General features: G+C 69.7%; 20 protein-coding genes. 12 read left to right on the top strand and 8 right to left on the bottom strand.

All coding sequences use genetic code 11. The features are described from left to right. The first annotated feature begins 2 nt into the window (after nt 1–2). Complete coding sequence (meaB, locus tag ACTWP9_RS06940; RefSeq protein WP_443245089.1) at nt 3–959, top strand: methylmalonyl Co-A mutase-associated GTPase MeaB; 957 nt, start codon at nt 3–5, stop codon at nt 957–959. Between the two features lie 46 nt (nt 960–1,005). Here the strand turns inward: meaB and ACTWP9_RS06935 are convergent, their stop codons facing one another. Beyond that, a complete protein-coding gene (locus tag ACTWP9_RS06935; RefSeq protein ID WP_443245088.1) occupies nt 1,006–1,701 on the bottom strand; it encodes a PepSY domain-containing protein in 696 nt (231 codons plus the stop codon). A gap of 125 nt (nt 1,702–1,826) precedes the next feature. Between ACTWP9_RS06935 and ACTWP9_RS06930 the strand changes: the two genes are divergently transcribed. Both ACTWP9_RS06930 and ACTWP9_RS06925 read left to right on the top strand, forming a co-directional pair. Further along, complete coding sequence (locus ACTWP9_RS06930) at nt 1,827–2,507, top strand: response regulator transcription factor (RefSeq protein ID WP_443245087.1); 681 nt, start codon at nt 1,827–1,829, stop codon at nt 2,505–2,507. After that, nucleotides 2,500–3,975 carry an ATP-binding protein gene (locus ACTWP9_RS06925; RefSeq protein ID WP_443245086.1) on the top strand — a complete coding sequence of 492 codons (1,476 nt, stop codon included), beginning with the start codon at nt 2,500–2,502 and terminating at the stop codon, nt 3,973–3,975. Before ACTWP9_RS06930 ends, ACTWP9_RS06925 begins: the two co-directional genes overlap by 8 nt. A 20-nt stretch (nt 3,976–3,995) precedes the next feature. On the opposite strand, the gene ACTWP9_RS06920 is transcribed toward ACTWP9_RS06925, so the two are convergent. The 4 genes from ACTWP9_RS06920 to ACTWP9_RS06905 all read right to left on the bottom strand — a co-directional run bounded on the left by ACTWP9_RS06920 (nt 3,996) and on the right by ACTWP9_RS06905 (nt 6,679). Then, nucleotides 3,996–4,472, bottom strand: a complete 477-nt coding sequence (locus ACTWP9_RS06920) for a MarR family winged helix-turn-helix transcriptional regulator (protein WP_443245085.1) — start codon at nt 4,470–4,472, stop codon at nt 3,996–3,998. A gap of 127 nt (nt 4,473–4,599) precedes the next feature. Then, nucleotides 4,600–5,385, bottom strand: coding sequence for an AIM24 family protein (locus tag ACTWP9_RS06915; protein WP_443245084.1), 786 nt, complete (start codon nt 5,383–5,385; stop codon nt 4,600–4,602). Next, the gene (locus ACTWP9_RS06910; RefSeq protein ID WP_443245083.1) at nt 5,385–6,035 is read right to left on the bottom strand and encodes an AIM24 family protein; all 651 of its coding nucleotides are present in this window, start codon (nt 6,033–6,035) and stop codon (nt 5,385–5,387) included. Before ACTWP9_RS06910 ends, ACTWP9_RS06915 begins: the two co-directional genes overlap by 1 nt. Further along, the gene (locus ACTWP9_RS06905; RefSeq protein ID WP_443245082.1) at nt 6,035–6,679 is read right to left on the bottom strand and encodes an AIM24 family protein; all 645 of its coding nucleotides are present in this window, start codon (nt 6,677–6,679) and stop codon (nt 6,035–6,037) included. Before ACTWP9_RS06905 ends, ACTWP9_RS06910 begins: the two co-directional genes overlap by 1 nt. A gap of 91 nt (nt 6,680–6,770) precedes the next feature. Here ACTWP9_RS06905 and ACTWP9_RS06900 point away from each other — a divergent pair, with 91 nt between their 5' ends. The 5 genes from ACTWP9_RS06900 to ACTWP9_RS06880 all read left to right on the top strand — a co-directional run bounded on the left by ACTWP9_RS06900 (nt 6,771) and on the right by ACTWP9_RS06880 (nt 10,253). Then, nucleotides 6,771–7,184 (top strand): DUF3817 domain-containing protein, encoded by a 414-nt coding sequence (locus ACTWP9_RS06900; RefSeq protein ID WP_443245081.1) that lies wholly within the window; start codon nt 6,771–6,773, stop codon nt 7,182–7,184. Then, nucleotides 7,181–7,477, top strand: coding sequence for an MTH1187 family thiamine-binding protein (locus ACTWP9_RS06895; protein WP_433099400.1), 297 nt, complete (start codon nt 7,181–7,183; stop codon nt 7,475–7,477). Before ACTWP9_RS06900 ends, ACTWP9_RS06895 begins: the two co-directional genes overlap by 4 nt. 57 nt (nt 7,478–7,534) lie before the next feature. Beyond that, nucleotides 7,535–8,053: a MarR family winged helix-turn-helix transcriptional regulator gene (locus ACTWP9_RS06890; RefSeq protein ID WP_443245080.1), complete on the top strand. Its 519-nt coding sequence runs from the start codon at nt 7,535–7,537 to the stop codon at nt 8,051–8,053. A gap of 88 nt (nt 8,054–8,141) precedes the next feature. Then, nucleotides 8,142–8,480 (top strand): DUF3817 domain-containing protein, encoded by a 339-nt coding sequence (locus ACTWP9_RS06885; RefSeq protein WP_443245079.1) that lies wholly within the window; start codon nt 8,142–8,144, stop codon nt 8,478–8,480. A 72-nt stretch (nt 8,481–8,552) separates the two neighbouring features. Then, nucleotides 8,553–10,253: an acyl-CoA mutase large subunit family protein gene (locus ACTWP9_RS06880; RefSeq protein WP_443245078.1), complete on the top strand. Its 1,701-nt coding sequence runs from the start codon at nt 8,553–8,555 to the stop codon at nt 10,251–10,253. A gap of 58 nt (nt 10,254–10,311) precedes the next feature. Here ACTWP9_RS06880 and ACTWP9_RS06875 read toward each other — a convergent pair whose 3' ends face one another. Together ACTWP9_RS06875 and ACTWP9_RS06870 are read right to left on the bottom strand one after the other, a co-directional pair. After that, complete coding sequence (locus ACTWP9_RS06875; protein WP_443245077.1) at nt 10,312–10,794, bottom strand: cupin domain-containing protein; 483 nt, start codon at nt 10,792–10,794, stop codon at nt 10,312–10,314. 227 nt (nt 10,795–11,021) lie between these two features. Further along, nucleotides 11,022–11,684: a TetR/AcrR family transcriptional regulator gene (locus ACTWP9_RS06870; RefSeq protein WP_443245076.1), complete on the bottom strand. Its 663-nt coding sequence runs from the start codon at nt 11,682–11,684 to the stop codon at nt 11,022–11,024. Nucleotides 11,685–11,882: 198 nt separating this feature from the next. Here ACTWP9_RS06870 and ACTWP9_RS06865 point away from each other — a divergent pair, with 198 nt between their 5' ends. The 4 genes from ACTWP9_RS06865 to ACTWP9_RS06850 all read left to right on the top strand — a co-directional run bounded on the left by ACTWP9_RS06865 (nt 11,883) and on the right by ACTWP9_RS06850 (nt 16,253). Next, on the top strand, nt 11,883–12,842 hold the full coding sequence (locus tag ACTWP9_RS06865; RefSeq protein ID WP_443245075.1) for a tetratricopeptide repeat protein: 960 nt from the start codon (nt 11,883–11,885) through the stop codon (nt 12,840–12,842). A gap of 685 nt (nt 12,843–13,527) precedes the next feature. After that, nucleotides 13,528–14,145, top strand: coding sequence for a DUF6230 family protein (locus tag ACTWP9_RS06860; RefSeq protein ID WP_443245074.1), 618 nt, complete (start codon nt 13,528–13,530; stop codon nt 14,143–14,145). Between the two features lie 115 nt (nt 14,146–14,260). After that, entirely contained in the window at nt 14,261–14,830 is a 570-nt protein-coding gene (locus tag ACTWP9_RS06855; protein ID WP_443245073.1) for a DUF6114 domain-containing protein, read from the top strand. Next, the gene (locus ACTWP9_RS06850; RefSeq protein ID WP_443245072.1) at nt 14,799–16,253 is read left to right on the top strand and encodes a hypothetical protein; all 1,455 of its coding nucleotides are present in this window, start codon (nt 14,799–14,801) and stop codon (nt 16,251–16,253) included. The genes ACTWP9_RS06855 and ACTWP9_RS06850 overlap by 32 nt, the downstream gene beginning before the upstream one ends. Nucleotides 16,254–16,344: 91 nt before the next feature. Here the strand turns inward: ACTWP9_RS06850 and pyk are convergent, their stop codons facing one another. Next, complete coding sequence (gene pyk, locus ACTWP9_RS06845) at nt 16,345–17,766, bottom strand: pyruvate kinase (protein ID WP_443245071.1); 1,422 nt, start codon at nt 17,764–17,766, stop codon at nt 16,345–16,347. Nucleotides 17,767–17,792: the final 26 nt, after the last annotated feature.

Below are 17,792 nucleotides of genomic sequence, written 5' to 3'. Positions count from 1 at the left end.
CAATGGTGGATGTCGCAGCGCTGGTGGCGGGGGCCCGGGAGGGAGCGCCGCGGGCGGTGGCGCGGCTGATCTCCCTCGTCGAGGGCGCATCGCCGCAGCTTCGCGAGGCCATGGCGGCCATAGCCCCGTACTGCGGCAACGCCTATGTGGTCGGCCTCACCGGCTCGCCCGGCGTCGGCAAGTCGACCACCACCTCGGCGCTGGTCAGTGCGTACCGCGCGCAGGGCAAGCGGGTCGGTGTGCTGGCCGTGGACCCCTCCTCGCCGTTCTCGGGCGGCGCGCTCCTCGGCGACCGGGTGCGGATGGGTGAGCACGCCTCCGATCCGGGGGTCTACATCCGATCGATGGCAACCCGCGGCCATCTGGGTGGCCTGGCCTGGGCCGCTCCGCAGGCGATCCGGGTGCTGGATGCCGCGGGGTGCGACGTGGTCCTGGTGGAGACGGTCGGCGTCGGACAGTCCGAGGTCGAGATCGCGGCGCAGGCCGACACCAGCGTGGTGCTGCTCGCACCCGGCATGGGGGACGGCATCCAGGCCGCGAAGGCCGGAATCCTGGAGATCGGCGACGTCTACGTCGTCAACAAGGCCGACCGGGACGGGGCCGACGCCACCGTCCGCGAGCTCAACCACATGCTCGGCCTCGGCGAGGCCCGGCAGCCGGGCGACTGGCGACCACCGGTGGTCAAGACGGTGGCCGCCCGGTCGGAGGGTGTGGACGAGATGGTCGCGGCGCTGGACAAGCACCACGGCTGGATGGAGGAGCGCGGGGTGCTCGCCGAGCGGCGCGCGGCACGTGCCGCGAAGGAGATCGAGACCATCGCGGTGACCGCGCTGCGCCGGCGCATCGGCGAGCTGCGGGGCGGCAAGCGGCTCGACGCGCTGGCCGCGCGCGTGGTGGGCGGGGCACTGGACCCGTACACGGCGGCCGACGAACTGGTCGAGGGCGTCACCGAGGGGTGACGCCCTGACCGGGACCTGACCGGGAGAGGAGACGGGGACGACCGCCTCAGTCGTCGTCGCCCTCGCTCTGCTCGCTCTCGTGGTGGAGGACCTTGCCGGAGGTCCCGTCGAGGACAAGCTCGTGCTCCTTGCCCCGCTTGTCGACCGCGTCGGCCTCCCACTTGCCCTTGTCCCGGCCGTCGTCGTCCAGGCTGAGGGAGGTGACGGCGCCCTTGGTCTCCTGGGCGGCCTTCTTGCCGGCCGCGTCCGCGTCCAGCTTGGCGGCGCGGACGACGGAGCGGTTGTCGTCCTTGCGGGCGTCCACCCGGTTCTTGACGACGTGGCCCTTGGTGGCGTCGATCTTCACGTCGTGCCACTTGTTGTCCTTGCCGAGGACATCGGCGTCCCACACCAGCTGGTTACCGTCGGTGTCCAGCTCCAGCTCGGTGATGCTGCCGGGAACCTCCTTGAGCACGGCGTGCGCCGCACGGCTGTGGGAGACCTTCGCGGAGCCGGTGTCCTCGGCCTTGTCGGCGCGGCCACCGTCCCGGCCGTCGCCGCGGTCGTCGCACGTGTCGTCGTTCTCGCCGTCGTCGTCGTGGTCGTCGTGCTCGGCCATGCGCACGTTCGAGTGCGACTGGGACGCGGCGGCCGTCTTGCCGTCCGTTCCGCTGTCCTGCCCGGCGACCCCGAACGCGGTCGCCGTACCCCCTCCGACCAGGGCGGCTGCGGCGACGGTGGCGATGATGACCTTGCGCTTCATGACGTTCGACTCCTCGGGTCGTTCGCTGCTCTCGCTTTCGATGACTCCACGGTGGCCGACTGTTGCTGAACGTAAGCTGAAGTTACCTGAAGCCCTCTTCAGCCGCGATTTGGCAAGGTAGCCCTGTGCGTCTGCTGATAGTGGAAGACGAGCGGCGACTGGCCCGGTCGCTCGCCAGGGGTCTGATGGCCGAGGGCTTCGCCGTGGACGTCGTGCACGACGGCGCGGAAGGACTGCATATGGCGGTCGAGAACGAATACGACTTGATCGTTCTCGACATCATGCTTCCGGGGATGAACGGATACCGCGTCTGCGGTGCGCTGCGCGCCGCCGGCGACGAGACACCCGTACTGATGCTGACCGCCAAGGACGGCGAGTACGACGAGGCCGAGGGGCTGGACACCGGCGCCGACGACTACCTCACCAAACCGTTCTCCTACGTCGTGCTCCTCGCCCGCGTCCGCGCACTGCTGCGCCGCCGTACGCGAGGCGCCAAGGCGTCGCTGCGGATCGGCGAGCTGACCGTCGACCCCGCCGCGCAGCGCGTCACGGTGGGCGAGCGGGAAGTGGAGCTGACCGCCAAGGAATTCGCCGTCCTCGAATATCTGGCCACCCGCGCCGGAGAGGTCGTGGCCAAGACGGAGATCCTCGAACATGTCTGGGACTTCGCCTACGAGGGCGACGTGAACATCGTCGAGGTCTATGTGAGCGCCCTGCGGCGGAAGCTGGGGTCCGGCTGGATCGGCACCGTGCGCGGGGCCGGGTACCGGCTCGGCGACGCCGCCGGGGGAGCGCGCCGTGCGTAGGGCGTCCGTACGGGTACGTGCCGCACTCGGCGCCACCCTCGTGGTGGCGCTCGCGCTGGTCGCCGCGGGCTTCTTCGTCGTGGCCACGCTCCGTGACGGGCTGGCCGACACGGCGCGGCTCAACGCGGAGAACGCCGCGCGTGGCACGGCGGCCCGGCTGGCCGACGTGTCCCGCACAGAGGTCAGGCAGCTGGACGGGCTCGACGGCGACGACCCCGCACAGGTCGTGGACGCGAACGGCAAGGTGCTCGGCGCAAGCGACCCGCTGCAGGGGCGCGGTCCGATGGCCGACTTCGCGCGCCCCGACCGGTCCGACGACGAGACCGGGACCGGGGAGGACCCGGAGGACTCCGACGGCGACGATGCCGACGACAGCGGCAGCGGCGGGGCCGAGGTCGACGCGGACAGCGAGAACAAGATCCTCACCTTCCCGGTGGACGACGACGGCGAGGTCACCTACGACAAGGAAGACATCGTCCGCTCCCAGGAGTTCGACGTCGCCGCCGTCCAGGGCCGCACCCGGGACGGCACACCCGTCACCGTCTACTCCGGAGCCTCCCTCGGCGCCCAGCAGGAGGCCGTCTCCACGGTGACCCGCTCCATGCTGTTCGGGCTCCCGGTGCTGCTGCTGGTCGTCGCGGGAGTGACCTGGCTGGTCACGCGGCGCGCCCTGCGGCCCGTCGAAGGCATCCGGCAGGAGATGAGCGCGATCACCGCCAGCACCGACCTCTCCCGCCGCGTCCCCGAGCCGGATGCGCGGGACGAGGTGGCGCGGCTGGCCCGTACGACGAACGAGACGCTCGCCGCGCTGGAGACGTCCGTGGAGCGGCAGCGGCGGTTCGTCGCCGACGCCTCGCACGAGTTGCGCAGCCCCATCGCCTCGCTGCGCACCCAGCTGGAGGTGGCAGCGGCCCACCCCGAACTGCTCGATCTGGACGAGGCGGTGGAGGACACCGTACGGCTCCAGACGCTGGCCGCCGATCTGTTGCTGCTGGCCCGGCTGGACGCGGGGGAGCGGCCCGCCGAGGGACGGGTGGCCCTGGACCAGCTGGTACGTGAGCACGTGGCGCAGCGGATGGCGGACCCGTATCCGGTGCGGGTGGAGGTGCTCGACGGGGGAGAAGTGCGGGGCTCGGCGGGTCAGTTGTCGCGGGTGCTGGCAAACCTGCTGGACAACGCCCAGCGGCACGCGCGTTCCGGGGTTTCCGTCGTCGTGCGGCGGGAGGGCGCCGAGCTCGCTCTCGCCGTTTCCGACGACGGGGAGGGGGTGCCCGAGGAGGAGCGGGAGCGCATCTTCGAGCGATTCGTCCGGCTGGATGCGGCGCGCTCCCGGGACGAGGGCGGAGCCGGGCTGGGCCTCGCCATCGCCCGCGACGTCGCGGAGCGGCACGGCGGCACGCTGCGGGTGGAGAGCCCCTCCCGGGGAGGGGCCACCTTCGTGCTGCGGCTGCCGCTCGCCGGCGACTAGGAGCCCCTACGCGCGGCCCCTCACACGCGGCCCCTCTCGGTGCGCAGCTTCTCCGCGAGGGGGCGCAGGATGCGCTCCAGGTGGGCGAGGTCCGACGGCGCGATGCCATCGATGAAATGACGCCGCACAGAGGCGACATGGTGCGGTGCCACCGTACGCATCGTGTCCCAGCCGTGCTCCGTCAGCACGGCGAACAGTCCCCGTTTGTCCGACTCGCAGGACTCGCGCCGTACCAGTCCGGCCTTCTCCATCCGGGTGATCTGGTGGGACAGCCGGCTCTTGGACTGGAGGGTGGCCGAGGCCAGGTCGGTCATCCGCATGCGGTGCTCCGGCGACTCCGAGAGGTTGACGAGTATCTCGTAGTCGTTGAGGGTCAGCCCGAAGGGTTGCAGGTCACGCTCAAGTTGGTAGCTGAGCAGCCTGCCGACGTCCAGATGGGTGCGCCATGCACGCTGCTCGTCCTCGGTGAGCCAACGGGTGCCGTCGTCGGTGTCCATAGCGTGAGACTCTACCGAGCTTCGCACACGCGTGCTTACACGGTGTGGCGTCAAGATGCCGCAGCGTTGTCAACCAAGGCGGAGGCACGGGCCGCGGAGGGCGCGCCGCCGCCCTGCGGCAGGGGTCTCAGAGACCGAACCTGCGTTGCAGGCTGCCGAGCTGGCCCGGCAACTGCGGAGCCCGCTGGCCGCCCTGGCCGCCGCCCGGCACCCCCGCCTGCTGCGGAACGGCGCCCGTCTCGCGCTCCGCCATCAGCATCTCGGACGACTGGATCAGTACGGTGCCCGTGCCGACGAACTCGAACTGGTGCTCCTCGCCGGAGGCTCCGCCCAGCCCCGTCATGGCGCGGAGGCCGCCCATGAACCCCTTGAGGTACTGATGGTCGTAGTGGTGACAGGGCGAGGGGCAGTCCGCCCAGCCGACCAGCGCCTGCGGGTCGACCCGCACCGGCGGCTCCACGAAGTGGACCTCCCCGTTGGAGGCCGCCACGAAGGAGCCCGTACCGATCAGGGTGAGGAAGCCGGGGATGATCGACTGCTTCAGCGAGAGCGAGGGTTCGAAGGCGAGCAGATTGCCGGACCGCACGGTCAGGTTGCCGTCCTGAAGGTCGTAGGAGTTGACGTTGAAGGCCCGGTCGGCCAGCAGCAGCTTGCCCCGCCCCTGGGCGACGACCCAGTCGGAGGCGTGCAGCGGCGAGTGGAAACTGCTCGCCACGAGCCGGTCCAGCGGGCCGTGTCCGATGCCGTGGAAGTCGATCTGCCCGTAGTAGGCGATCATCTTCCCTTTCTGGAGGAACCACTGGCCGTCCAGGTCGACGGAGAAGGCGTACGGATTGACGTTGTCGTTCGCGGGCAGCGTCGCCGCTTCGTACACCTGATAGCCCTGCGGGACGGCTCCCGGCGGCTGGGACATCACAGCTTCTCCTCACTGGCCTGCACGAACACGGCCCCGTTGCCGGACAGTTCCAGCTGGAACGCCTCGCCCGAGCCCCGGCCCACCATGTCGCGCCAGCCCAGCGCGGAGGACAGTTTGTTGCGTACGTCGCCGAAGTGCGCGACGTACGCCTGGGGGTCGACGTGGACGGGGCGGCCTGGGGTGATGGGGAGCTGGATGATGCCGCCGTGTGCCATCACGGCCGCCGAGCCCTTGCCGGACAGCGTGGTGGTGAACAGGCCCTGCCCGGAGACCTGGCCGCGCACCATGCCCATCACCCCGCCGTCCCTGCCGAGGAAGAGGGTGCCCTGCTGGAGAGTGCCGTCGAAGGCGAGGAGCCGGTCGGCCTCCACGCACAGGGTGTCCCCGTCGAGGTCGATCACCTGGATGTGGTGGCCGCCGTGGCCGAACATCACGGTACCGTCGCCCTCCACTGTCATCAGCGGAGTGGCCTCGCCTGCGACGCGGCGGCCGATCATCGACATCACACCGCCCTGGCCGCCCTGCATGTTGGGCGTGAACGTCACCTCGCCCTTGTAGCCGACCATCGCGCCGCGCTGGCTGAACATCCGTTGGCCCGGCACCACCCGCGCCTCGACGAGCTTGCCGGACAGTTCCCGGAACGGCATCAGACGTCCCCTCCCAGCGTGTTGCGCTCGCTCGGCTGTACGTAGACCACGCCCTGGCCCTCGAAGCGGATCTGGAACGCCTCGCCGGAGCCCTCGCCCATCAGCGTGCGGAAGTTCACCCCGGACTGGAAGCTCTGCCGCAGGTCGCCCTGGTGCGCGACATAGGCGCCCGGGTCGACCTGGAGCGGCGTCTGCGGTGTGACCCGCAGCAGCACCGCGGGGCCGTCCGACATCAGCGCCGCCTGCCCTGTGCCCTCGACGGATGTGGTGAACAGGCCGTTGCCCTGGGAGGCGCCGCGCAGCCCGGTGAAGCTGGTGCCGGTGCGCAGGCCACCGTCCGTGCACAGCAGATTGCTCGCCTCGACGTGCAGCTTCTCGCCGTTCAGCCGGACGAGGCTGATGTCGCTGGCCCGGTCGGCGAAGTAGCAGGTGCCCTGCCCCTTCACCTCCATGACCGTCAGCTGCTCGCCGGTGAGCCGGCGCGTGACCATGCCGCGCATGCCCTCGCCGCCGCCGCTCATCTTCTTGAACGCCATCTCGCCGTCATAGGCGACCATCGAGCCGTTCTTCGCCTTCACTGCGTCGCCGCCACCGCCGAGCGTGACGGCCAGCACTCTGCTGCCTTCGAGCCGGAACTGAGCCACGCGTCGAACCTACCCTGCGGGCCGCGATCGATTGCAGGGCTGCCACAATGGGAGAAGCTTGTGCATCCCTTCACAAATCTGAGGACCTGCCGTGGCCATACTGGAAACTCCTAGCGGGCTGCCGCCCAAGGCGGTCTCAGCGCTGCGTCGCCTGCGTCTGAGCTCCGTTCCCGAAGCGGTCTCCTGGCTCATCCTGATCGTCTGCTCGCTGGCGAAGAACTTCACGGAGGCGAGCTGGGGGCCGGGCTCCGTGAAGGTGATGGGACCCGTCCACGGCTTCCTGTTCATCCTCTACGTGATCTTCTGGCTCGACGCCTGGAACCGGAACAAGTGGGAGAAGGGCCGCGCCGCCCTCTACTTCGCGCTCTCGATCGTGCCGTCCGGCGGCTTCTTCGCGGAACGGATGCTGCGCCGGGAAGAGGAGGCCGGCGTGATCGCGGCGCGGGCCCGCAAGGAGCAGACGGGCACGGTGAGCAGCAGCGGCGGAAGCGCGGTCAAGTCGTGATCGTCGCCTTCTCGGTCACCCCGCTCGGCGTCGGCGAGGACGTGGGGGAGTACGTCGCCGACGCCGTGCGCGTGGTCCGCGAGTCGGGCCTGCCGCACCGCACCGACGCCATGTTCACCTCGCTGGAGGGCGAGTGGGACGCGTGCATGGACGTCGTACGGCGGGCCGTCGCCGCGGTCGAGGCGCGGGCGCCCCGGGTCTCGCTCGTCCTCAAGGCCGACATCCGTCCCGGCGTGACCGACGGCCTCACCTCGAAGGTCGCCACGGTCGACCGGTACCTCGGCGAGGGCTGAGCGCCCGGAGGGTGAGACGGCTTCAATCCGTACCTGACCGGCCGGTAGGGTCTTAGGGTGCCCAAGCCGCTCAGTCTGTCGTTCGACCCGATCGCCCGTGCCGATGAGCACTGGAAGCAGCGATGGGGCTCGGTGCCGTCCATGGCCGCGATCACCTCGATCATGCGCGCCCACCAGATTCTGCTGTCCGAGGTCGACGCGGTGGTCAAGCCGTACGGGCTGACGTTCGCGCGGTACGAGGCGCTGGTGCTGCTCACCTTCTCGCAGAAGGGCGAGCTGCCGATGTCGAAGATCGGCGAGCGGCTGATGGTGCACCCCACATCGGTGACCAACACCGTCGACCGGCTCCAGGCGGCAGGCTTCGTGGAGAAGCGGCCCAACCCCAACGACGGCCGCGGCACGCTGGCGGCGATCACCGACAAGGGCCGCGAGGTGTGCGACGCGGCCACCGAGGACCTGATGGCCATGGACTTCGGGCTCGGCGCCTACGACACCGAGCAGCTCGGCGAGATCTTCGCCCTGCTGCGCCCGCTGCGGGTGGCGGCAGGGGACTTTCCGGAGGGGCCCGCGCACTGACCGTGGCGAGGACCGCGGAGGGCGCGGCCGGTGCTGCGGTGCCAGGGTGGTGAAAGTTCGCATCAATGCGACAGTTACGCTCGTTTCCATGAAACGAAGCGTGCTGACCCGCTACCGCGTCATGGCGTATGTCACCGCCGTGCTCCTCGTCCTGCTGACGCTCGGCATGATCGGCAAGTATGTGCTGAGCATGGACGGCGCCGAGGGCTTCACCAGCGTGGTCGGTATCGCGCACGGCTGGCTCTACATCCTGTATCTGATCTTCGCCTTCGATCTCGGCCAGAAGGCGAAGTGGCCGCTCGGCAAGCAGATCTGGGTGCTGCTGGCGGGGACGGTCCCGACAGCGGCGTTCTTCGTCGAGCGCAAGGTCACCCGCGAGGTCGCGCCGCTGGTCAAGGACGAGACGGCCGCCCCGGTCGGCGCCTGATCACGGCTTCCTGGGTCACACCGGGCCGTCGGTCATCGACTTTTACTTGGACGTCCTAGTAAATTCGGTGTCATGGATGCTGACGCCATCGCAAAAGGCCGCCGCCGCTGGCAGGAGCGCTACGACTCCGCGCGCAAGCGGGACGCGGACTTCACCACGCTCAGCGGCGACCCCGTTGAGCCGGTTTACGGGCCCCGGGAAGGCGACACCGTAACGGGGTTCGAGCGCATCGGGTGGCCCGGGGAGTTCCCCTTCACCCGCGGTCTCTATCCGACCGGCTACCGGGGCAGGACCTGGACCATCCGCCAGTTCGCCGGGTTCGGCAACGCCGAGCAGACGAACGAGCGGTACAAGATGATCCTGGAGGCCGGCGGCGGCGGGCTGTCCGTCGCCTTCGACATGCCGACGCTCATGGGGCGTGACTCGGACGACCCGCGCTCGCTGGGCGAGGTCGGCCACTGCGGCGTCGCCATCGACTCCGCGGCCGACGTGGAGGTGCTCTTCCAGGACATCCCGCTCGGCGATGTCACCACCTCCATGACGATCTCCGGCCCGGCCGTACCCGTCTTCTGTATGTATCTGGTCGCCGCCGAGCGGCAGGGAGTGGACCCGGCCGTCCTCAACGGCACGCTTCAGACGGACATCTTCAAGGAGTACATCGCGCAGAAGGAGTGGCTCTTCCCGCCCGAGCCCCATCTGCGGCTCATCGGCGACCTGATGGAGCACTGCGCGCACGGCATCCCCGCGTACAAGCCGCTGTCGGTCTCCGGCTATCACATCCGCGAGGCCGGGGCGACCGCGGCGCAGGAGCTCGCCTACACGCTGGCCGACGGCTTCGGCTACGTCGAACTGGGGCTCAGCCGGGGCCTGGACGTCAACACCTTCGCACCCGGCCTGTCCTTCTTCTTCGATGCACACCTGGACTTCTTCGAGGAGATCGCCAAGTTCCGTGCGGCGCGCCGGATCTGGGCCCGCTGGCTGCGCGACGTGTACGGCGCCACCAGCGAGAAGGCGCAGTGGCTGCGCTTCCACACCCAGACCGCGGGCGTCTCGCTCACCGCGCAGCAGCCTTACAACAACGTCGTCCGCACCGCCATAGAGGCGCTTTCCGCGGTGCTGGGCGGCACCAACTCGCTGCACACCAACGCACTGGACGAGACGCTTGCGCTCCCCAGCGAACAGGCCGCCGAGATTGCGCTGCGCACCCAGCAGGTGCTGATGGAGGAGACCGGCGTCACCAATGTCGCCGACCCGCTGGGCGGCTCCTGGTACGTCGAGGCGCTGACCGACCGTATCGAGGCGGACGCGGAGAAGATCTTCGAGCAGATAAAGGAACGCGGCCGGCGCGCGGTGCCCGACGGCCGGCACCCCATCGGCCCGATCACCTCCGGCATTCTGCGCGGTATCGAGGACGGCTGGTTCACCGGCGAGATCGCCGAGTCGGCCTTCCGTTATCAGCAGGCGCTGGAGAAGAACGACAAGAAGGTCGTGGGCGTCAACTGCCACACCGGGTCGGTCACCGGCGACCTGGAGATCCTGCGGGTCAGCCACGAGGTGGAGCGCGAGCAGGTGCGGGCCCTCGCCGGCCGGCGGACCGCGCGGGACGACGCCGCCGTACGGCAGAAGCTCGCCGCGCTGGTCGAGGCCGCGCGGGGCGAGGGCAACATGATCGAGCCCATGCTGGAGGCGGTGCGGGCCGAGGCCACGCTGGGGGAGATCTGCGGAGCCCTGCGGGACGAGTGGGGCACCTACACCGAGCCGCCGGTGTTCTGACCCTCGCACCCTCCCGGGCCCGACCCGGGAGGGATCGAGGGCCCGGGACCGTGCCGGCTCAGTCCGGGTTCACCGAAGTCGTGCGGTAGCGGCTGCGGAACTCCGCCAGCAGTGCGTCGGTCACCTCGGCGCCCGCGGCCACAGCCTGGTGCACCTCGCGGAAGTAGCCCTCGTACCCCGCGGGTGTGTAGAGGCACAGCGCGCGTACTGTGCGGCTGCCCGCGTTGCGGAAGCCGTGCGGAGTGCCGCGCACGGCCGCCAGCAGCGCACCAGGACCCGCGGTCACCTCGCCCTCGCCGTTGTGGAGGGTCAGCTCGCCCTCCAGGACGTAGAAGTACTCGTCATGTCCGTGGTGGACATGCGGACGGGCACCGACGATGCCCGGAGCGAGGGTGAACTCCTCGAAGGCGAAGCGGCCTTCGGTGTGCTCGGCGGTCAGCCGGAAGAAGTGCTCGACGCCCGCCACATCGATCAGCTCCCCCTCTTCGGGGCCACGGAACAGCGGAGGCGCAGGCGGCTTCTGTGAGTCCTGTGGTGTCATCGCCGCATTCTGGCAGAGCAGGGCAGCTGCTCATCCGGGTTTTTCCGGGAAGCGGACGCGGAAGAGGGCCCCCCGCCTCGGGGCGCTCGGCAGTCGGGCAGGCACCGTCAGATCGTTCACCAGCGCCGGCACTTCGCGGAGCGGGACATGGCGCCCCGTACCGGGCTGGTCGGCGGGGACGGGCTGCCGCCCGCGCACTTCGACGTCCGTCGGCTCCCCGGCTTCCGTCAGCCCTCCGGCTGCTGACTCCGGCCCGGCGGAGCGGACGAGGCGGCGCCCAGCCCCTCCAGCAGCAGTGTCGCGAACTGCCGGGCCCAGGCTTCGTCGACGGGGCAGTCGCTCACCAGCGACCGGTGCACCACCGCGCCCGCGATCACATCGAAGATGAGGTCGACCACCCGGGCGGTCTCCGCCGGGTCGGGCGGGTCGGGAGGGAGCTCTCCGCGCTGCTGCGCCCGGGCCCGTCCGTCCAGCACCAGCCGCTTCTGGCGGTCCACGATCGCCTCGCCGATCCGTGCCCGCAGCGCCTCGTCGGTGGTGGACTCGGCGAGCACGGCCATCAGCGCGGTCTTGGTCTCGGGCCGGCGCAGCAGGGCGGCGAAGGAGAGCACGACGCCCTCCACGTCGGCCCGCAGGCAGCCCCGGTCGGGCAGTTCCAGTTCGTCGAAGAGGACGGCGACCGCATCGACGACCAGTTCGCTCTTGGCGGCCCAGCGCCGGTAGAGGGTCGTCTTGGCGACCCCGGCACGGAGGGCGATCTCGCCCATCGTCAGCCTGCTCCAGCCGACCTCGACCAGCGCGGCTCGGGTCGCGGTGAGGATCGCCAGGTCGGCCGCGGCACTGCGCGGGCGGCCACGGCGTTGGGGCGACGGGGGGTCGGGGGCGGCCATGCGCAGACCTTACCGGCCGGTACGGATCGCACAGTGAGGTGGATCACCGCCTGCCGCGGCGAGAACACCTTGCGGGGGCCTGGGCCGCTCAAGTTACGCTACGACCCGTAGCGGAATGACTCCCGCGACAATCACACGCCGGGTGGGGACCTGGCGACCACTGCACACACGGCCGCGGCAAGGGGGGAGACTGGTCTCATGCAGCCACGCAACATGTCCATGAGCGGAGTGGTCGACCTCGCCGCGGTGAAGGCGGCCGGTGAGGCCAAGCAGAAGGCGGAGCAGGAGCGCTCCCGGGCCGCCGAGGGGAACGGTGCCCCCGGACCGGCCGGTCTGGTGATCGACGTCAGTGAGGCCGACTTCGAGACGGAGGTGCTCCAGCGCTCCGCAGAGGTGCCGGTCGTCATCGACTTCTGGGCGGAGTGGTGCGAGCCGTGCAAGCAGCTCTCACCGGTGCTGGAGCGGCTCACCCAGGAGTACGCGGGCCGGCTGCTGCTGGCCAAGATCGACGTCGACCAGAACCAGATGCTGATGCAGCAGTTCGGCGTCCAGGGCATCCCGGCGGTCTTCGCCGTGGTGGCCGGGCAGGCGCTGCCGCTGTTCCAAGGTGCGGCGCCCGAGCAGCAGATCCGCGCCACGCTGGACCAGCTCGTCCAGGTCGCCGAGCAGCGCTTCGGCATCACCGGTCTGCAGGGCGTCCCGCAGGAAGAGGTCGGTGAGCAGCCCGCCGAGCCGCAGGTGCCGGAGGACCCGGTGCTGGCCGCGGCCCAGCAGGCACTCGACACAGGCGATCTGCCCGGCGCGATCCAGGCGTACCGCAACAAGCTGTCGGACGATCCGGCGAACGTGGAGGCGAAGGTCGGTCTGGCGATGGCCGAACTTCTCTCCCGGGTACAGGACATGGACGCTCGGCAGGTCCGCAAGGACGCTGCCGACCGGCCGTCCGATGTGGCCGCGCAGCTGCAGGTCGCGGACCTGGACATGGCGGGGGGCCACGTCGAGGACGCCTTCGGGCGGCTGGTGGACACGGTGCGGCGCACGGCGGGTGAGGACCGGGACGCGGCGCGGGTGCGGCTCCTGGAGCTTTTCGAGGTGATCGGGCCGGAGGACCCACGCGTGGTCACCGCGCGTGCAGCACTCGCTCGCGCGCTGTTCTGACCTGCTCGTACCGACGGTCACGCACCGCGTCACCACTCATTGATTTAGCGACAACGGCGGCCGCGCTTTACCAAAACTTGGTAATCGCGGCCGCCGTTACTTACGGTTACGAAAACTCCCGGAAAACTCCCGGCATGCCCGGTTGTTGCTCCTTGGCGCCCCGCCCTCTCCGCCACCCTCCGTCGCTGTCCGATACCCCCCGGCGGCCCTGAGGTTATCCAGCCGTTACTCGTAAGTAACGAACCCCCTTGTGCGGCGGGCTCAGATGCACCACGATCGGCCACGCTCGGTCCATCGCCCCGTAGCCCGGCATCCATTCGGCGCTCGCGACGGACGATGGGTCCCCGCCGAGCGGACCGGCACCGCAACACCCGCACCACAACTCCCCCTCACCCGCCGGTCCTCAGGACAGGGGGGTCCCTGCTCCACGGCAGGGCCTGTCCTTACACAAAGCAAGGTTGCGCGAGAGCGTGGCCCGTGGTTGTCGCTCGGGGGTGATCGCCGGTGGCTCGGACGTGACGTGCAGGACGGAACGTACGACATCGGCGCTCTCCGTTCCGAGGACGTAGCTCGTCTCCCTACCCAGCCTGGTGCCGGGAGGTACCCCCACGGCAGGAGCGGCCCGCTGAGCACAGGCGGCACGGCTCTCCGAGCCGGAGATGTACGTCCGAGAAGGAGGAAAGTCATGGAGTCCCTGGCTCGTGGCGGGACCAGATGGAAGCGGTTCGCCGTCGTCATGGTGCCGAGCGTGGCCGCTACGGCAGCGATCGGCGTCGCCCTCTCGCAGGGTGCGCTGGCGGCGTCGTTCAGCGTCTCCGGCCAGCAGTTCAAGGTCACAGCGGATGAGCTGGACGGCACCGGCTTCGTCCAGTACGGCGCGCTCGACAGCACCCAGAAGGGCAAGAAGGCCGTTGCCGTCGTCGGCATGAACTCGGCGAAGATACGCAATCTTTGCCAGTCCGTCGTCGTGCCGGTTCCGGTCTTCGGCGATGTGTCGATGAAGCTCAGCGCCGGCGGTGCGGGCGGCCCGCGTGTCGAGGCCAAGAAGCTCTACATCGACGCCGACGACCTGCACACCAACGCGACGTTCAAGAACATCGACATCGGCGTCAGCGTGGACAAGACCACCAAGGGTCCTGGTCCGAGCAAGGGCGACGCCTATGCCAAGGGTTCTTTCGCCCAGCAGGCGGAGAGCGTCCACTTCACCGACGTCAAGCAGCGCGCGTGGGCCACCACCGCCGGCACCTTCAAGCTCAGCGGCCTGCACATGGCCGTCAAGAAGGGCAAGTCCGAGTGCTACTGACGTGACCTTTCCACGGGCGCGGAGGGCGAGGGCGACCGCTCCGTCCGCCCTCCGCACCCGTGGGGTCCGCTGCACACCAGCAAGTTCTGTGCCAGTTCCGAGGAGCCCCGTACCCATGAGCGCCGACACGCGACAGAGTCTGACGATCGGATTCGGCCAGAAGAGGCAGTCCTTCCGGCACTGGCGCGGCCAGCGCCCGTTCTGGGGCGGGATGCTGACGCTGCTGGCGGGCATCCCGATCATGTACGTCCCTTACCAGAACCTCACCCTGGGGTCCTTGACCATCCGGATGTCGACGACGGCGGGCGCGGGCTCGCTGATCATCGGCGTGCTGCTGGTCGTCCTCGGGCTGACGATGTGGTTCCAGCCCCAGTCGCGGGTGTTCGCAGGCGTAGCCGCAATCCTGCTCGCGCTGGTCTCCCTTGTCGTGTCCAACATCGGCGCCTTCCTGATCGGCTTCCTGCTCGGACTGATCGGCGGAGCGCTGGGCGTCTCCTGGGCTCCGGGCAAGCCGGGCAAGGCGGAGCCCGCCGAGAGCGCCGCACAGGCGGAGTTCACGGAAGAGGACGCGACGAGCCCGGCCGCCCCGGAGGAGGGCTCCCGGGACAACACAGCAGTCTCTGGAGCGTCCCCCGCCGACGGGGTCGACGCATATGACGGGAACGGGAGGCACCGTGCCGGGTGACGAGGTCCACGAGGGGGAGGGCGTGCGCGACGATGCCGCGCCCGGCGCCCGGGGAAGAACCGGGCCCCGGCACGCGGCCCCCAGGAAACCGCTGCTGACCCGGTTCCACCTGCCCGCGGGGAAGGCGATAGCCCTGGCGGCGATGCCGTCGGCCGTCCTGATGGGCGTGGGGCTCACCCCGCAGCTCGCCAACGCCAAGCCGCTGCCGAAGAACCCGTTCAAGGGTGACTCCTGCGTCTCCGTCTCGGAGCAGAAGGAGACCGAGAAGGAGAAGCAGGAGCGCAAGGAGCGGGCCGAGAAGCTCAAGGAGGACCTCGCCCGCGCGCAGGCCAAGCGCGAGAAGGCGGCCAAGGAGGCCGCCGAGAAGGCCAAGGAAAAGGCCAAGGAAGGCGCGGACGGAGCCAAGGAGAAGGCCGACGGCGGCTCGGGCGGCGACGAGCCGGCCAAGCCTTCCGAGAAGCCCTCCGGCGACGCCCCCGACACCACGGACCCCAGCCCGTCGCCGACGCCGTCCACCGGCTCCGGCGACAGCCCCTCGTCCGGCTCGCAGGACGGGGAGAACCCTTGGTACGACCCGCTGGGAGTGGGCAAGAAGCTCGACGGTGTCCTCAGCCCCGACAAGGACAACAGCGAGCCTTCCGACGAGCCCTCCTCGCCCAGCCCCACACCCAGCCCCTCGACGGGCTCCGGCTCCGACGCGGGGGACAGTGACAAGTCCCCCGCGCCGGACAGCGGTTCGGACAGCGACAGCCGTAAGAGCGGCAGCGGCGACGGGTCGAAGGCCGGCAAGTCCGGCTCGGACTCGTCCTCGGACGCGAAGTCGGACCCGAAGAAGAAGGACAGCAAGGGCGACAAGGACGGCAAGGACGGCAAGGATTCCGACAGCGCCGGTGTCGACAAGAAGGACGGCACCACACGCGACTACGACCCGGCCAAGGACGCGGGCAAGCCGTTCCCGTGCCCCGAGAAGACGCACGTCCAGGGCAAGGACGAGCAGACCCCGGCCCAGGTCCCCAACGACCCCTGGTACCTGGAGGCGTCCTCCCTCACCCTCAAGGGTCTCGACTACGAGGGCGTCGTCAACATCCGCACGCCCAACGGCAAGACCAAGCAGGCCCTCAAGTTCACCGCCGACGCGGTGGACATCGGAGACCTGCACCAGCTGGTGAAGGACCGCGGTCTCACCTACCACGTGGAGGCGGCCAAGGGGTCGACGTCCACCATCCGTGGTGGCAAGGTGACCATGTACACCGAGGAGCTGAAGGGGAATCTGTTCGGACTGATCCCGATCACCTTCACCCCCGAGACGCCGCCACCGCTCAATGTGCCGTACGCCTACTTCACCGATGTGTCGGTGAAACAGGCCGGGCAGTTCGGAGGCACCCTCACGGTGCCGGGGCTGCACCAGCACATCAGCAAGTAGCCCCGCAAGTAACCCCCTCACGAAAAGACCCGCACCCTTCGAGGGTGCGGGCCTTTTCGTCTTACCGGGCTCGGAGTGAGCTCGGACCGGGTCAGGCTGTGCCCAGGTGGTGGACGCGGACCATGTTGGTGGTGCCGGGGACACCGGGCGGGGAGCCCGCCGTGATCAGCATGGTGTCGCCCACCTCGAACCGCTGGAGCCGCAGCAGCTCGGCGTCGACGAGCTCGACCATCTCGTCGGTGTGGTCCACGTGCTTGACCACGAACGTCTCCACACCCCAGCTCAGCGCCAGCTCATGGGCGGTGGACGCCTCCGTGGTGAAGGCGAGGATGGGCTGGCCGACCCGGTAGCGGGACAGCCGCCGGGCGGTGTCACCGGACTTGGTGAAGGCGACGAGGGCCTTGCCGTCGAGGAAGTCGGCCATCTCGCAGGCCGCGCGGGCGACCGAACCGCCCTGCGTGCGCGGCTTCTTGCCGGGCACCAGCGGCTGGAGGCCACGGCTGAGCAGCTCCTGCTCCGCTGCCTCCACGATCTTCGACATCGTCTTCACGGTCTCGACGGGGTACTGGCCGACCGAGGACTCCGCCGAGAGCATCACCGCGTCCGCGCCGTCCAGCACCGCGTTGGCGACGTCGCTGGCCTCCGCGCGGGTGGGCCGCGAGTTGGTGATCATCGACTCCATCATCTGGGTCGCCACGATCACCGGTTTGGCGTTGCGGCGGCACAGCTCGATGAGCCGCTTCTGCACCATCGGGACCTGCTCCAGCGGATACTCGACCGCCAGGTCACCGCGGGCCACCATCACGCCGTCGAAGGCGAGCACGACCTCTTCCATGTTGGAGACGGCCTGCGGCTTCTCGACCTTGGCGATGACCGGCACCCGACGGCCGACCTCGTCCATCACCCGGTGCACATCGCGCACGTCGGAGGCGTTGCGCACGAAGGAGAGGGCGATCATGTCTGCGCCCATCTGCAGCGCGAACTTCAGGTCCTCGACGTCCTTCTCGGACAGCGCCGGGACGTTCACCGCCGCGCCGGGCAGGTTGATGCCCTTGTGGTCGGAGATGACGCCGCCCTCGATGACGATGGTGCGCACCCGGGGGCCCTCGACCTCGACGACCTGCAGCGCGACATTGCCGTCGTTGATCAGCACCGGGTCGCCCTTGGAGACGTCGCCCGGCAGCCCCTTGTAGGTGGTGCCGCAGATGGTCTTGTCGCCCGCCACGTCCTCGGTCGTGATGGTGAACTCCTCACCACGGACCAGCTCGACGGGGCCCTCGGCGAAGGTCTCCAGCCGGATCTTGGGACCCTGGAGGTCGGCGAGCACACCGACGGGGCGGCATGTCTCGTCGGCGGCCTTGCGGACGCGGTGGTACCGCTCCTCGTGCTCGGCGTGGGAGCCGTGGCTCATGTTGAAGCGGGCCACATTCATACCCGCCTCGATCAGCGTCTTGAGCTGTTCGTAGGAGTCGACGGCGGGGCCCAGGGTGCAGACGATTTTGGAACGGCGCATGGTGGCGATCCTATCGTTTTGTTTAG

This window comes from Streptomyces sp. 3N207 (assembly GCF_052246355.1).
Classification (GTDB): Bacteria; Actinomycetota; Actinomycetes; order Streptomycetales; family Streptomycetaceae; genus Streptomyces.
This window is presented reverse-complemented; position numbering and strand designations above follow the sequence as displayed.

Excerpts from the sequence above, each read along its gene's own strand:
- ACTWP9_RS06875 (WP_443245077.1), bottom strand. The coding sequence starts at position 10,794 with ATGACACCACAGGACTCACAGAAGCCGCCTGCGCCTCCGCTGTTCCGT.
- ACTWP9_RS06910 (WP_443245083.1), bottom strand. The coding sequence starts at position 6,035 with ATGCCGTTCCGGGAACTGTCCGGCAAGCTCGTCGAGGCGCGGGTGGTG.
- meaB (WP_443245089.1), top strand. The coding sequence starts at position 3 with ATGGTGGATGTCGCAGCGCTGGTGGCGGGGGCCCGGGAGGGAGCGCCG.
- ACTWP9_RS06920 (WP_443245085.1), bottom strand. The coding sequence starts at position 4,472 with ATGGACACCGACGACGGCACCCGTTGGCTCACCGAGGACGAGCAGCGT.
- ACTWP9_RS06865 (WP_443245075.1), top strand. The coding sequence starts at position 11,883 with ATGCAGCCACGCAACATGTCCATGAGCGGAGTGGTCGACCTCGCCGCG.
- ACTWP9_RS06850 (WP_443245072.1), top strand. The coding sequence starts at position 14,799 with ATGACGGGAACGGGAGGCACCGTGCCGGGTGACGAGGTCCACGAGGGG.
- pyk (WP_443245071.1), bottom strand. The coding sequence starts at position 17,766 with ATGCGCCGTTCCAAAATCGTCTGCACCCTGGGCCCCGCCGTCGACTCC.
- ACTWP9_RS06870 (WP_443245076.1), bottom strand. The coding sequence starts at position 11,684 with ATGGCCGCCCCCGACCCCCCGTCGCCCCAACGCCGTGGCCGCCCGCGC.
- ACTWP9_RS06915 (WP_443245084.1), bottom strand. The coding sequence starts at position 5,385 with ATGTCCCAGCCGCCGGGAGCCGTCCCGCAGGGCTATCAGGTGTACGAA.
- ACTWP9_RS06855 (WP_443245073.1), top strand. The coding sequence starts at position 14,261 with ATGAGCGCCGACACGCGACAGAGTCTGACGATCGGATTCGGCCAGAAG.
- ACTWP9_RS06935 (WP_443245088.1), bottom strand. The coding sequence starts at position 1,701 with ATGAAGCGCAAGGTCATCATCGCCACCGTCGCCGCAGCCGCCCTGGTC.
- ACTWP9_RS06885 (WP_443245079.1), top strand. The coding sequence starts at position 8,142 with ATGAAACGAAGCGTGCTGACCCGCTACCGCGTCATGGCGTATGTCACC.
- ACTWP9_RS06880 (WP_443245078.1), top strand. The coding sequence starts at position 8,553 with ATGGATGCTGACGCCATCGCAAAAGGCCGCCGCCGCTGGCAGGAGCGC.
- ACTWP9_RS06860 (WP_443245074.1), top strand. The coding sequence starts at position 13,528 with ATGGAGTCCCTGGCTCGTGGCGGGACCAGATGGAAGCGGTTCGCCGTC.